Source organism: Candidatus Chlorobium masyuteum, assembly GCF_011601315.1.
In the GTDB taxonomy this organism is placed as follows: Bacteria; Bacteroidota; Chlorobiia; order Chlorobiales; family Chlorobiaceae; genus Chlorobium; species Chlorobium masyuteum.
Genome location: NZ_JAAORA010000011.1, coordinates 31,966 through 45,755, shown reverse-complemented (window position 1 = coordinate 45,755; position 13,790 = coordinate 31,966). Strand labels below are relative to the sequence as shown.

Here is a 13,790-nt window from a genome sequence, read left to right as displayed (position 1 = left end):
CTCGCCCGACCGCCTGAAGCGCATCTTCGGAAACACTGACAATGGTCGGCAGTGCCATAAAACTCAGAATGATGGAGACGTTCAAGGCATTGGTACCGGTCAGAATCTCAACGGCATGGAGAAGGGTACCGACCCGATAGAGAAAAAGGGAGGCAAGAAGAGCAAAGAGCACAGCAAGCGCTACATTGAGCTGCTTGCGCTTTGCAGGGTTTTCAATACGCGTGGTCAGAAGATCAGCAAGTACAATAACCAAAAGCACCATGAACGGGGTCACCATAATCCACCATGCCCACATTAAAAGAGGGCCGCCGTTATCCTGCATAAGCGGAGCAAGAACAACAAGAGCAAAAAAACCATAGGCAACCGACGGAATGGCGGCAAGCATCTCAATGACCGGCTTGGCATACTGGCGTATCGAAAACGGAAGAATATCACTCAAACATATTGCGGCAGCTATACCCATCGGAACGGCTATCAATGCCGAGCCGAGCGTCACCATCAGGCTGCCGTAGATGATTGAAAGGGCTCCGAATTTGCCGGGGTCATCAGCCGGATACCACTCGGTTGTCGTAAAGAATTCACTGAAACCGCGAATCTGAAAAAATGGAACGGCGTCCCGGGCTACGAAATAGAAGATAAACAGAACGACAACGGCCACAAAGGAGGCCAGCACCAAAAGAACCAGCTCTCCTCCTGTTTGTACTGCCTTCTGCATTTTTCGTTTTCGGCTGCTTACCACAAACGAGTTGGTGCGACTCCTTTCCCCGACGCTCTCTTCAGCCATAATATTGATATGTTTACTTCATCCAAAACCTGCTCACTACCTTGTACTGAGCAGGAAAGGTCCAAATCTACAGGGTTTCATGCAAGGAACCAAAGGCTCTTATGTTACAACTTTGCAACAATTGCGCAAATGTGCAGAACAAAAACGCCGGTATTGTCTTATAACACCGGCGTTTCGAACAAGCTATAGGCTAAACATCATAATAATCAACGATTAACAAAACCAAGCTCACTTATCATACCCTTGCCTGCTGTTGTTTTCGGCAAATCGACAAACTGTTTGACCACTCCTGCCGGCTGACCGTTGGTATAGAAGTAGAGCGGTCTTGCTACGGGATAGCTGCCGCTCCTGACCGTTTTCACATCAGGCAGCACTCCATTAACAGCAACCGCTTTCACTGAACGGTCTACAAAGCCCAGACCGAGATAACCAATGGCTGTAGGAGTTGAACTGACTCTGCTTTTAACAGAACCATTGCTTGACTGGGTTTCGGCACTCCCTTTGATCTGAACCCCTTTGCCTACAACCAGATCCTTGAATGACTCCGCTGTACCGCTGTTGGATTCGCGCTGAATAACCACAATATTTGCATTTGGCCCCCCAATCTGCTTCCAGTTGGTAATACGTCCGGTATAGATGCTGCTGATCTGGGCTTTTGTCAGCGCACGAACCGGATTGGCGGGATGCACAACAATTGCCAGACCGTCCATTGCCACAACCGTTGCAACCGGATTTACCCCTTTTGTTCTTGCGGCGGCAAGTTCGGCATCTTTCATTGGTCGGGAGAGTGTTGCAATCGTGCATGATCCGTTGATCAGACTTTTGGCTCCGTTGCCGCTTCCCGACTCGCTGACCGATACTCGAACACCGTATTTTCTTGTAAAATATGCCGCGAATGATTTCGCAACCGGGCCGACAGTAGTCGAACCATCAAGTACAATAGTTTTTACAGGCGTAGCTGATCCCGCTTCCGCAGAAAAAGAGAGCAGGATACCAAGCAGCAGTAATTTTTTTATCATGGTTCACAAGGGTTTCTTTTATGATGTAAAGCTTTTTCATAGCACAAAACAGCGTCAGGCGGAAACAGGAGGGTTCATGAAACCGGCTAAAACGATGAAGATGACCTGCCGCGCTTCAAGATAATTCCCTTCATGATAACATTGAAATTTTAATATCAGCAACACACTCCCGGGCTAAAAAGTGAGATCAGACGATTATTGCCTGAACCGTTCTCGTGAGTAATTCATGCAGAATAAATAACAGGGTGTGCACCACAAGAATAGCTCACTCTTTTCAATAACGCTTGACAGTTGCATATTCAGTCACTATTTTGACTCAAGAAACTTATGTTGAGGTTTTATTGTTTTTTTGCATTGTATATGATAACTGATAACTATTAATGACACTATGTATTTAGATCCGCTCTATTTTGTTTTTGCCCTCCCTCCGATGCTTCTCGGGTTATGGGCCCAGTTCAAGGTAAAATCCGCTTTTAAAAAATACTCCCGGGTGCCAACCCAGAGCGGCGTCAACGGCTCACAGGCCGCACGGCGTATTCTGGAACGTGGAGGAGTCGGTAATGTGACTGTTGAAGCCACTCACGGGATGCTTTCCGATCACTATGATCCCCGCCATAAGGCTCTTCGTCTGAGCGAAGAGGTTTTTAATCTGGCAAGTATAGCCTCGGTAGGTGTTGCCGCTCACGAAGCCGGACATGCACTTCAGGATAAAACAGGCTATATGCCGCTACAACTGCGTTCAATCATGGTTCCGGCTGTCTCTATCGGCAGCAATCTCGGACCGATTATTTTCATGGCCGGAATGTTCCTTGCCGGCACGCTTGGCACCACTCTGGCATGGGCCGGGATAGCCCTTTTCGGCGCAACGGCACTCTTCGCTCTGGTTACCCTTCCGGTGGAGTTCGATGCAAGCCGCAGGGCAAAAGAGCTTCTTGTCTCTCAGGGAATTGTTTCAAGTGCCGAGATGAAAGGAATCAACGCCGTGCTGAATGCTGCCGCGCTTACCTATGTTGCCGCCGCCGCCCAGGCCATCATGCAGCTTGTCTACTTTCTCTCTATCATGAATCGCCGAGACTCGTAGAATTATGGGCACCTCTATTTATTTATTCCGAAACCCGATTACTGCGTTGGGTGGTGCTCGAAATCCTCATGTACTCCGTGTACACTCCGGTTTCTGTGCTCCATCCGCCTTATCCTCGGGCTTCTCACGACAATAAATAGAGGCGCCCTTAATTCAATCATAACCCCGTTCATCATTGAAAAACAGTTTTCGTAAAAAACCGCTCTCGCTTCTGCTTGAGGAGATGAAAAGTGAGCACCGGCTGCACAGGGTGCTTGGGCCGGTTGCGCTTACCAGTCTTGGAGTTGGCGCCATTATCGGGACAGGAATCTTCGTCCTTATCGGGGTTGCTGCTCATGATAAAGCCGGGCCTGCGGTAACGCTCTCATTTGCCCTTGCGGGTCTGGCCTGTATATTCGCCGCACTCTGCTATGCCGAGTTTGCTTCTATGGTGCCGGTTGCCGGATCAGCCTACACCTATGCCTATGCAACACTGGGTGAACTGTTTGCCTGGATAATCGGATGGGATCTGATTCTCGAGTACGGAGTTGCCTCGGCAACTGTTGCACACGGATGGTCGCACTACTTCCAGGATTTCATCGGCATATTCGGGCTCGGGGTCCCCCTGCTCTTTGCCAAGGCACCGCTTGACTTTGATCCATCAACAGGGGTAATGAGCCTTACCGGTGCATGGCTGGATCTTCCGGCTGTACTCATCACCTTTATCGTCACCGTTATCCTTGTCAAGGGCATCAGGGAGAGTGCCCGGTTCAATGCCGGGATGGTTATCATCAAGGTTGCCATCGTGCTGCTCGTCATCGTGCTCGGCGCAATGTACGTTCACCCTGAAAACTGGACTCCCTTCGCTCCGTTCGGCTATTCCGGTCTCTCCATCTTCGGCAAGACCATTCTCGGCGATGCGAGCCCTGAAGGAGCACCGGTCGGAGTCCTTGCCGGTGCGGCCATGATTTTCTTCGCCTATATCGGCTTCGACTCCATTTCAACCCATGCCGAAGAGGCTAAAAATCCCCAGCGAGATATCCCGATCGCCCTCATCAGCTCACTCGTCATCTGCACCATTCTCTATATTGCTGTAGCAGCAGTCATCACCGGCATGGTTCCCTACAACCTTATCAGTATTGACGCTCCGGTCTCAAATGCCTTCAAGCAGGTCGGCATCGGCTGGGCCCAGTTTGTCATCTCCCTTGGAGCCATCACAGGCATCACTTCGGTGCTGCTGGTGATGATGCTCAGCCAGCCGAGAATCTTTCTGGCCATGGCCCGGGACGGCCTCCTGCCGAAATCATTTTTCGGCGCCATTCATGAAAAGTTCAGAACACCCTGGAAATCCACCATCCTGACCGGGTCGTTTGTTGCCCTTCTCGGTGCGCTGCTCCCTTTGCGCCTCCTTGCTGAACTGGTCAATATCGGCACGCTCTTCGCCTTTGTTGTTGTCTGCAGCGCAGTACTTATCATGAGAAAAAAACATCCTGAAGCTGAACGCCCCTTCAGGGCTCCCCTGGTGCCATTTGTGCCGCTTGCAGGTATTCTGACCTGCCTCACGCTCATGTTCTCTCTTCCTGCTGAGAACTGGATACGACTCATTGTGTGGCTGCTCATCGGTATGGTGATCTACTATTTCTATGGCCGAAAGCACAGTGCCCTGAACAACCTGAACCGATAAAGGCAGGCAGCATGAACCGCAAGATCTTTCTCATCACCGGAGCATCAACCGGTATCGGCGCAGCGACAGCCCGTCGTGCCGTTGAAGCCGGCTTCAATGTTGTGCTTGCTGCCCGCTCCACCGCAAAGCTGGAGCAGCTTCAGAGCGAACTCGGTTCCGGCCGCTCGCTTGCCGTCACCTGCGATGTCTCCAGCTGGCAATCCCAAGAGAAGATGCTGCAAGAGACTCTCGAACGGTTCGGACGACTGGATGTGGTCTTTGCAAACGCCGGATTTTCCAAAGGCTCAACCTTTTTCGGCGGTGAAGATAAGGCTGAAGAGTGGAAGGAGATGGTGCTTGTCAATGTATTCGGTGCCGCTGCAACAGCCCGCCTGACTCTGCCGGAACTGGTAAAAACCAGGGGTCACTTTCTTGTTACCGGCTCAGTGGTCGGCCGTACCACCTCCATCAGAAACCTCTACTCTGCCACCAAGTGGGCGGTCACCGGCATGGCCCAGGCTATCCGCAACGAGATGGCGGGAAGAGGAGTCCGGGTAACTCTGGTTGAACCGGGAGTTGTGGACACTCCGTTCTGGGACAACATCCAGAAACCCGATACTCCGGAACTTCAGCCCGACGATATTGCCCGGGCTGTCATCTATGCCGTGAGCCAGCCACAGCATGTCGATGTCAATGAAATCCTTATTCGCCCGACCGGTCAGCCGGGTTAATTCAAAAATCAAATTCACCTTTAACATCAATGCTGATAACCTTTGAAGGGATTGACGGTGCAGGGAAATCAACACAGATAAAAAAACTGGTCAGCTATCTGGCCGACAGTGGCCGGGAAGTGCTGACCCTCAGAGAGCCGGGAGGAACCGAAGTTGCTGAAAAAATCCGTCTCATTCTTCTTGAAAGCCGCCACGAAATAAGCCCCGTCGGAGAGCTTCTGCTCTTTTCGGCAAGCAGGGCCGAGCTCATACATGAGGTCATCAAACCTGCACTCGCTGGAAATAAAATTGTTATTCTCGATCGTTTTTTTGATTCCACAACCGCCTATCAGGGATATGGACGCGGTATCGACCTTGAGCTGCTCCGCTCTATTATTGCCATTTCAACATGCGGTATAACCCCCGATATCACCTTCTATCTTGATATCAAGCCGGAAGAGGCCATCAGCAGAAAATTTTCAGCAAAATCGATTCCTCTCGCATTCGACAGCAGTGAACTGGACCGAATGGAGCGCTCCGGACTTGAATTCTATCAAAATGTCCGCCAGGGTTACCTCGACATCCTGAAAGAGAGCAACGGACGCATGCTCTGCCTGAATGCCCTTGAGGCACCAGAAGAGATTCACCGCCGTATAATCGCACTTCTGCATGATCGTTTGCAAGCCTGAAAGCGAGCTCCGGCAGCGATCAAATGCCTGAGGATTCAATTGTTCCCGGAGTGTTAATTATCAAAGTTTTCTGAAGATTTTAAGCGGATTTTTGATTAGATTGCTGTACACTTGACTATAAAACCGTCACCTCCTTATACACCGGTCGCGCATGCACGAGAGTATTCTTAAAGAGCGTCATCTGAGCACCTATACATCCTCGATTACCTTGCAGGATATCAGAACTCTGAAAGAGCTTTACCAGCTCAAGGCAGAGACTCGAGAACTGCGGGAACCGATTGTCAAAAACATCATCAAGCAGAGGGTTGTCGGGCAGACCTGTGTAGAGTCACTGAAAAATGCGCTCTACTCACTGGAGACCATCTATATTGATGATGACACAGGGCACCGTCTGCTTCGACTTGACGGCATGAAGCAGATAGAGGTTGATCTGACCTATGAGATCAGGGAGCTTCAGAAAGATATCTACTATCTGGAATACGGTGAAGACAAGTTCATCGATTACCTGGCCAAGTTCATGCCGGAATTCCGCTCCTATGTCAACAACGGAGTCAGGACACTCAGGGGAAAACAGTTCAACGCCTTCATTACCGATCGGGACGGAACCACCAACAACTACTGCGGGCGATACCGATCCTCGGTTCAGCCGATCTATAACTCGGTATTCCTTACCCGTTTTGCCAAAAACTGCTGCCGCTACCCTATCATCATAACCTCAGCTCCGCTTAAAGATTTCGGCATCCTCAACGTCTCGATCAACCCGAGCAATACCTTTGTCTATGCCGGCTCGAAGGGACGGGAATTTATTGATCTCAATGAAGAGTTCAACAGCTTCCCCATTGATGAACAGAAGCAAAAACTGATCCGCCTCCTGAACGACCGGATGCTGGTGCTGCTGCAAGACCCCAATTTCGAAAAATTCAACTTTATCGGTTCCGCCCTGCAAATCAAGTTCGGCCAGACCACTATCGCCCGGCAGGATATCAGCCGTTCAATCAAGGATGATGAATCCGCTGCTTTTCTTGAACGGGTCAAAGGTGTTGTTCGGGAGATAGATCCGAGCGGCAGAAATTTCAGAATTGAGGATACCGGGCTTGATATCGAGATCATTCTGACTATCGATGGCTCCTCTGCAGAGGCTCCGATCAAGGATTTTGACAAGGGTGACGGTCTTGCATTTATCTGCAGTAAACTGGATATGGTCACCACAAAGGGCCCCCATCTTGTCTGCGGCGATACCCCTTCGGACATTCCGATGCTGAAAAAGGCAATGGAGATGTTTGATGATGTCTGGGCTGTTTTTGTAACCAGGGATGAGAAGCTCAGGCAGACCGTCGCCGATATCTGCCCCAACAGCTTTACCGTACCCTACCCTGACATTCTGCTGACTATTCTCGGGCTCCTTTCACTATAATCACATAATTTTTACATAAAGGTATGAGCAACCTCTTCAAAGGCGCGATTTTCGATCTGGATGGAGTGATCACAGGCACCGCAAAAGTGCACAGTCTGGCATGGGAGTCCATGTTCAATTTTTTCCTGAAAAACCATGCCGAAATCAACAACGAACCCTACGTTCCATTTGATCCGGCTCACGATTATCACAAATATGTAGATGGCAAACCCCGAATGGAGGGCGTCAAAAGCTTCCTTGCCTCACGCGACATTGAACTGCCTTTCGGAGAACTGGATGACAATCCGGAAAAGGAGACGGTTTGCGGCCTCGGAAACCGTAAAAACAGCCTCTTCACCGAAATCCTCATCAAGGAGGGACCTGAAGTCTATACCTCCTCAGTTGATCTGATCAACAATCTTATAGCAAAGGGAATCAGGATCGGTATTGCCTCATCAAGCCGCAACTGCCAGCTCATCCTGAAGCTCTCAAAACTTGAACATCTCTTTGAAACCCGTGTAGACGGTGAGGTCTCCATTGTGATGGGCCTTAAAGGCAAACCGAATCCTGATATTTTTGTAACCGCAGCCCGTAACCTTGGCCTCGAACCTCACGAGTGCGTTGTTGTTGAAGATGCCATTTCGGGAGTTCAGGCGGGATCCAGGGGGAATTTCGGCATGGTACTCGGCATCGCCCGTGATATTGAAGGCGGAAAGCTGAGGGAAAACGGCGCCGATATTGTTGTAAGGGATCTGGCTGAAATAACCATTGAAGAGATCGAGCAGTGGTTTACCGGAGGGCTTGAACATGAAGGGTGGAATCTGACCTACACCGAGTTCTCCCCCAAGGATGAAAAGCTGCGTGAAACACTCACCTCAACCGGCAACGGCTACCTTGGCGTCAGGGGGACCTACGAAGGTTCATCACTATCACACCATCACTACCCCGGCACCTATATTGCCGGTATCTTCAATAAACTCCCTTCCGATGTACACGGTCAGACCATTTTCAACAACGACTTTGTCAACACACCGAACTGGCTGCCCCTGGAGTTCAGAATCGGCGGAGGTGAGTTCATCGATCCTTTCGAGCAGAAAATCCTCAGCTATCAGCAGAACCTGTCGCTCTCCGACGGTACCATGGAGAGAACTCTGGTCATACAGGACAATCTCGGCAGACTAACCAAAATCACCAGCAGGCGGTTTGCGAGCATGGACGACCCTCACCGCTGTGCCCTGAAGTTCACCCTGAAACCGGTCAACTACAGTGCAACCGTCGAGTTCCGCTCCGCGATTGATGGCAGGATCCAGAACAAGGGAGTTGCCCGATACAGCGAACTCTCCTGTGACCATCTTGATCACGTCGGCTCTGCCGCTGACCAGAATAGCATGCTGCTGCATGTTCGTACCAATGTCTCTCACTATGAAATTGTTACAGCTGCCAGAACACGGGTTCTGTCGCATGGAAAGCAGATTGAGCCCAAACGCACGGTAATCAGCGAAAACCGATACATCGGCGAACTGTTCCAGCTCCATCTGACACCCGAAAAAAGCTGCACCATTGAAAAACTGGTCACCATTCATACCTCTCTCGACCACAACAGCACAGACGCACTGAAAGCCGCCAGAGCGGCCGTTGAAAAAGAGGTCTCGTTCGAAGCGCTGCTTGAAGCAAGTGCCGCAGCCTGGAAAAAAATCTGGGAGAAGGCTGACATCCAGATTGAAGGCGACCGCTACAGTCAGAAGCTGCTCCGTCTGCATACCTATCACATGCTCTGCACCGCATCACCCCACAACCCCTCAATTGACGCCGGTATGCCGGCCCGGGGGCTTAACGGTGAAGCCTATCGCGGCCATATCTTCTGGGATGAGATCTTTATTCTCCCCTTCTTCAACCGACATTTCCCCGAGATCTCCAAAGCGCTGCTCATGTACCGCTTCAACAGGCTCGATGCCGCAAGGGAGTATGCGCGTGAGAACGGCTACAAGGGAGCCATGTTCCCCTGGCAGACCGCCGATGACGGCCATGAGGATACACAGATCATCCACTTCAATCCAAAAAGCGGTCACTGGGGACCTGACCTCAGCCGCATGCAGCGCCATGTATCGATTGCGGTTTTCTACAACGTCTGGCGTTACATTTACGATACCGGTGATACCGATTTCCTTAATGCCTGCGGTGCCGAGCTGATGTTTGAGATTGCACGGTTCTGGGCCTCCATCGCCCACCACTCTGCCGAGACCGGCAAATACCATATCGAAGGCGTTATGGGACCGGACGAGTTCCATGAAACCCTTCCCGGAAGCGGCAAGGAGGGACTGAAGGATAATGCCTATACCAACATCATGACGGTATGGCTGCTCGGAAAAGCTGTTGAAATCAGTGAAACAATCGACCCGGCAATACTCCGCCACCTGATTGAGAAAATCCATCTCGGATTTGACGAACTTCAGCAGTGGCGTGATATCAGCAACAACCTCAATATCCTGATTGATGAAGCGGGGGTTATCGAGCAGTTCGAGGGCTACATGGGCCTCAAGGAGCTGGACTGGAAACACTACCGGACCACATACGGCAACATCCACCGTATGGACAGGATACTGAAAGCCGAGGGCGATTCTCCCGATCTCTACAAGGTGGCAAAACAGCCGGACGTACTGATGACCTTCTACACCCTCTCTCCGGGTGAAGTAGCCGAACTGCTCGGAAAGATCGGTTACCGGCTGCCGGACTCCTTTACGCTGGTCAGAAACAACTACGCCTACTATGAGCCGAGAACAAGTCATGGCTCCACCCTGAGCAAGGTTGTCCACAGCATTATCTCCAGCTACCTTGAGGACGGCCATGAGATGGCATGGAAATGGTTTGCCGAAGCCCTGAAGAGTGATATTGAGGATACCCAGGGCGGGACGACCCAGGAGGGTATTCACTGCGGTGTCATGGCCGGAACCCTTGATACGGTTACCCGTTACTTTGCCGGTATCTCCTTCTACAACGAGAAGCTCAATGTCCATCCCAACCTGCCTGACCAGTGGAAAAAACTGACCCTGAATGTCTGTTTCCGCAATAACAGCTATACTATCGCCATATCAAGAAACAATGTCGAAGTAACCCTGATAGACGCAGCTGAGAGTACGATTCCGGCCTGCATTGCCGGAGAGCATATCACACTGAAAAAAGGAGTTGCCTACCACTCGGCGAAATGATTACCCGACGGGGGGCGGAAGCACCGCTCCCCGTAATTGTTTTTTTTGCCTGTAAAAAAGCCTTATTTTCTTTTTTTTGATTCGTTTCATAATCGTTGACATACTGCCTGACCCCTTATGCGCCTGTCCAATTTTCGATATACCCTGCCTAAAACAAAAATAGCCGATCAGCCGACCGAGCCCAGAGACAAATGCAGGCTGATGGTATTGAACCGCAGAAAAAAGGATATTGAACATAAGATGTTCGACGATATCGTATCCTATTTCAAAAAAGGCGACCTGCTGATTTTGAACAACAGCAGGGTATTTCCGGCAAAAATATTCGGTCAGAAAGAGAAAACCGATGCCAAGATCGAAGTCTTTCTGCTCAGGGTACTCAACAAGGAGGCCGGACTCTGGGACGTACTCGTTGATCCGGCAAGAAAAGTGAGGGTAGGAAACAAAATCTATTTCGAGGAGGATGTCGTAGCCGAGGTTGTTGACAACACCACCTCCAGGGGAAGGACCATACGGTTTCTCAATCCGGAGATCGATGTCTTCAGCCTTGTTGAACGGATCGGCAACATTCCCCTGCCGCCCTACTTCACCCGTCCTCCTGTTGAGTCGGACAAGGAGAACTATCAGACCGTCTATGCAAGCCAGACAGGAGCCGTTGTAGCTCCGATGGCCGGACTGCATTTCACCATGCCCCTCCTGCAGAAGATCCAGAAGCTCGGCGTTAAAATCCTGCCCATCACCCTCCACCCGAGTCTGAGCACCTTCAATGCCATTGAGGTCGAGGATGTATCGAAACACAAGATGGATTCGGAATATTTCAATATTCCCTACCAGACGGCAATGGAGATCAATGAGACCAAGGTCAACAAAACCGGCCGGATCATTGCTGTAGGAACCACGACATGCCGTGTGCTCGAAGCCAATGCCACGGTTGACGGCAAGATCAAATTCGGAAGGGGCTGGACAGACAAATTCATCTATCCGCCCTACCAGTTCAAGGTAACCGATGCGCTTTTGACCAATTTTCAGCAGCCAGAAACCACCCTGCTTATGGCCGTCAGCGCTTTTGCTGAACACCGTTTGCTGATGGAAGCCTATAAAACTGCACTGAAGGGCGATTATCAATTTCTGGCATACGGAGATGCCATGTTCATCCATTAACCGGAAGCACTTCCCTCTTTCTCATGAACTCCTTTGCCATTATTGCCGCCAGCGGTATAGGAAAACGAATGCAGCTCAAGGAGGGGCAGAGCAAGCAGCTGCTTTCGATCGGAGGCTATCCGGTTATTCATCATACCATTCGTGCCTTTCAGCAGGCCAAATCCGTCACGGCGATCTATATTGCCACAAAAGAGGAGAACATCCCTACACTTGAGGAGATGGCCGCAGCATCGGGATTCACCAAACTGAAAGCGGTTATTGAGGGTGGAAAGGAGAGGCAGGATTCGGTCTACAACTGTATCAGGGCCATTGAGGCGGAGATGCGCGCATCAGGCTCAGCCCCTGACACCATTCTGGTCCATGATGGTGCCAGGCCATTCATTCAACCCCGGGATATCGACGAAATCGCCCGTTTGTCGATGCAGTTTGGTGCCTGTGTACCGGCTAACCGCCCCAAGGATACCATCAAGTATATCGGTGCCGATCCGGATTTTTTCGGGGAGACGCTTGACCGCAGTATGCTTCTGCAGGTACAGACTCCACAGGGATTTCGCAGTGGGTTGCTCGTACAGGCACACGAACAGGCGCTTCTTGAAGGGTACTATGCAACGGACGATGCCGCACTGGTTGAGCGGTTTTTTCCCGAACAGCCTGTCAGAATTTTAGAGACCGGTTATCACAACATCAAGATTACAACTCCCGAAGATATCCCTGTTGCCGAAGCGATCTACAGCCAGATTACAAGCGGCCGGTAACCACGCAAAAAAGAACAAATAAAGCACACAGTGCTTGTTTTTTGATTACTCCTGTTGTATATTTTCAGCCCGGAAAATGGTGAGGTAGCTCAGTTGGTTAGAGCACAGGATTCATAACCCTGAGGTCGAGGGTTCAACTCCCTCTCTCACCACCAAGGTAAAGCGGGTGTAACTCAGTTGGTAGAGTGTTTGCTTCCCAAGCAAAATGTCGCGAGTTCGAATCTCGTCACCCGCTCATCTGCCGGAAAAACTCTTATTCCCCCTCTCATGACACATTCTTCCATTTTTCAGGGACCTGTCACTCTGGAGGAGATCAACACCAACCAGATTATTGAAGGCCAGATGGCCCGTCATCTCGGTATTGAAATGACCGGAATCGGAGCGGACTTCATGACCGCCAAAATGCCCGTTGACCACCGCACCATCCAGCGTATCGGCATTCTGCACGGAGGCGCATCCCTTGCCCTGGCTGAAACTGTTGGAAGCATTGCGGCATCCTACGCTGTTGACCGCGAGCACTTCTACATTGTCGGCCAGGAGATCAACGCCAACCATATCCGACCGGTCAAAAGCGGCTTTGTCCATGCCACTGCAACCCCCCTTCATCTCGGCAGAAGCTCGCAGGTCTGGGATATCAGAATAAAAAGTGATGAGGGTAAACTGGTTTGTGTAAGCCGCTTTACCGTAGCTGTTCTGAAAAAAGCACCAACAGCCTGAATCGTTAACAACCGTTCAGTGTCTCCCCTCTCTCTTTATCCCTTACGGAATCACCTCCCCAAGTCCTCACCCGGAAAACAGCAATAACGCACTCTACCAGCTTGCCTGCTGGATGAAGGAGGATGGCGTAGAAGAAGTTTTACCGCTTCTTGCAGGAGTTGAACCATAGCTCCGGTTGCCCGCTTGACGGGCAGAAAGTGAGAAGGATAGTACGACGCCTCCCTTGAAGCTGCTCCACTATCAATCTCGATTGGTTTGAGGAGAGGTGATCAAAATCCTCACAACAATTAACAGAGGGGTCCAAGGGAATATGATACTCCACTGGTATCGATCAAGACAGGTGTCATCTGTTTGCCGGAGTGACTAAACTGGCTGGATAGTCTGTTTAGCGGAAAAACTCAGACGATTGAGAGGTTCATCAGTGTACTTGGGGACTGGTTCTTCAACCGTAACAGCTCCGCTCTTGCTATCAGCAGGTCAAAACCTTCTTTGTTGTTCTGAAAAATCAATTGTTTGCATAAAGTCGTACCGTTAGCCGTACCCATGAACGCATAATGCTTCTCTTTGGCAATGTCTATTCCGACGATCAGATGTTTGTTCGAACCCCGAATCTCGGTTCGCAATTGCCGATAAGCC

General features: G+C 50.6%; 11 protein-coding genes, 2 tRNA genes and 1 pseudogene. 11 read left to right on the top strand and 3 right to left on the bottom strand.

Annotated features, from left to right (window positions below; genetic code table 11):
* Together G9409_RS11870 and G9409_RS11865 are read right to left on the bottom strand one after the other, a co-directional pair.
* A partial coding sequence (locus G9409_RS11870; RefSeq protein WP_166808961.1) for a PstC family ABC transporter permease occupies nucleotides 1–784 on the bottom strand: 784 nt, incomplete at its 3' end.
* 206 nt (nucleotides 785–990) lie between these two features.
* Nucleotides 991–1,803, bottom strand: a complete 813-nt coding sequence (locus G9409_RS11865; RefSeq protein WP_166808960.1) for a phosphate ABC transporter substrate-binding protein — start codon at nucleotides 1,801–1,803, stop codon at nucleotides 991–993.
* Nucleotides 1,804–2,191: 388 nt separating this feature from the next.
* On the opposite strand from G9409_RS11865, the gene G9409_RS11860 reads away from it, so the two are divergent.
* From G9409_RS11860 to G9409_RS11810, 11 genes are all read left to right on the top strand, one after another.
* Nucleotides 2,192–2,884 (top strand): zinc metallopeptidase, encoded by a 693-nt coding sequence (locus tag G9409_RS11860; protein WP_166808959.1) that lies wholly within the window; start codon nucleotides 2,192–2,194, stop codon nucleotides 2,882–2,884.
* A 175-nt stretch (nucleotides 2,885–3,059) separates the two neighbouring features.
* Nucleotides 3,060–4,547: an amino acid permease gene (locus G9409_RS11855; RefSeq protein ID WP_166808958.1), complete on the top strand. Its 1,488-nt coding sequence runs from the start codon at nucleotides 3,060–3,062 to the stop codon at nucleotides 4,545–4,547.
* 11 nt (nucleotides 4,548–4,558) lie between these two features.
* The gene (locus tag G9409_RS11850; protein WP_166808957.1) at nucleotides 4,559–5,257 is read left to right on the top strand and encodes an SDR family oxidoreductase; all 699 of its coding nucleotides are present in this window, start codon (nucleotides 4,559–4,561) and stop codon (nucleotides 5,255–5,257) included.
* Nucleotides 5,258–5,286: 29 nt separating this feature from the next.
* Nucleotides 5,287–5,925 carry a dTMP kinase gene (gene tmk, locus G9409_RS11845; protein ID WP_166808956.1) on the top strand — a complete coding sequence of 213 codons (639 nt, stop codon included), beginning with the start codon at nucleotides 5,287–5,289 and terminating at the stop codon, nucleotides 5,923–5,925.
* Between the two features lie 151 nt (nucleotides 5,926–6,076).
* Nucleotides 6,077–7,339: a trehalose 6-phosphate synthase gene (locus tag G9409_RS11840; protein ID WP_166808955.1), complete on the top strand. Its 1,263-nt coding sequence runs from the start codon at nucleotides 6,077–6,079 to the stop codon at nucleotides 7,337–7,339.
* A 23-nt stretch (nucleotides 7,340–7,362) separates the two neighbouring features.
* Nucleotides 7,363–10,524, top strand: coding sequence for a beta-phosphoglucomutase family hydrolase (locus G9409_RS11835; RefSeq protein WP_166808954.1), 3,162 nt, complete (start codon nucleotides 7,363–7,365; stop codon nucleotides 10,522–10,524).
* Nucleotides 10,525–10,641: 117 nt separating this feature from the next.
* Nucleotides 10,642–11,682, top strand: a complete 1,041-nt coding sequence (gene queA / locus G9409_RS11830) for a tRNA preQ1(34) S-adenosylmethionine ribosyltransferase-isomerase QueA (RefSeq protein WP_166808953.1) — start codon at nucleotides 10,642–10,644, stop codon at nucleotides 11,680–11,682.
* Between the two features lie 23 nt (nucleotides 11,683–11,705).
* The gene (gene ispD, locus G9409_RS11825) at nucleotides 11,706–12,437 is read left to right on the top strand and encodes a 2-C-methyl-D-erythritol 4-phosphate cytidylyltransferase (RefSeq protein WP_166808952.1); all 732 of its coding nucleotides are present in this window, start codon (nucleotides 11,706–11,708) and stop codon (nucleotides 12,435–12,437) included.
* Nucleotides 12,438–12,515: 78 nt separating this feature from the next.
* Nucleotides 12,516–12,592: transfer RNA gene (locus tag G9409_RS11820), tRNA-Met, on the top strand.
* A gap of 7 nt (nucleotides 12,593–12,599) precedes the next feature.
* Nucleotides 12,600–12,672 (top strand) — tRNA-Gly (locus G9409_RS11815).
* Nucleotides 12,673–12,704: 32 nt separating this feature from the next.
* The gene (locus tag G9409_RS11810; RefSeq protein WP_166808951.1) at nucleotides 12,705–13,154 is read left to right on the top strand and encodes a hotdog fold thioesterase; all 450 of its coding nucleotides are present in this window, start codon (nucleotides 12,705–12,707) and stop codon (nucleotides 13,152–13,154) included.
* Nucleotides 13,155–13,588: 434 nt separating this feature from the next.
* On the opposite strand, the pseudogene G9409_RS11965 reads toward G9409_RS11810, so the two are convergent.
* Nucleotides 13,589–13,790 (bottom strand): annotated as a pseudogene (locus tag G9409_RS11965) (IS110 family transposase); the annotation flags it as partial.

Bases quoted from the DNA above. Each gene is read 5' to 3' on its own strand.
- G9409_RS11865 (WP_166808960.1), bottom strand. From the start codon at position 1,803: ATGATAAAAAAATTACTGCTGCTTGGTATCCTGCTCTCTTTTTCTGCG.
- G9409_RS11860 (WP_166808959.1), top strand. From the start codon at position 2,192: ATGTATTTAGATCCGCTCTATTTTGTTTTTGCCCTCCCTCCGATGCTT.
- G9409_RS11850 (WP_166808957.1), top strand. From the start codon at position 4,559: ATGAACCGCAAGATCTTTCTCATCACCGGAGCATCAACCGGTATCGGC.
- tmk (WP_166808956.1), top strand. From the start codon at position 5,287: ATGCTGATAACCTTTGAAGGGATTGACGGTGCAGGGAAATCAACACAG.
- G9409_RS11840 (WP_166808955.1), top strand. From the start codon at position 6,077: ATGCACGAGAGTATTCTTAAAGAGCGTCATCTGAGCACCTATACATCC.
- G9409_RS11835 (WP_166808954.1), top strand. From the start codon at position 7,363: ATGAGCAACCTCTTCAAAGGCGCGATTTTCGATCTGGATGGAGTGATC.
- queA (WP_166808953.1), top strand. From the start codon at position 10,642: ATGCGCCTGTCCAATTTTCGATATACCCTGCCTAAAACAAAAATAGCC.
- ispD (WP_166808952.1), top strand. From the start codon at position 11,706: ATGAACTCCTTTGCCATTATTGCCGCCAGCGGTATAGGAAAACGAATG.
- G9409_RS11810 (WP_166808951.1), top strand. From the start codon at position 12,705: ATGACACATTCTTCCATTTTTCAGGGACCTGTCACTCTGGAGGAGATC.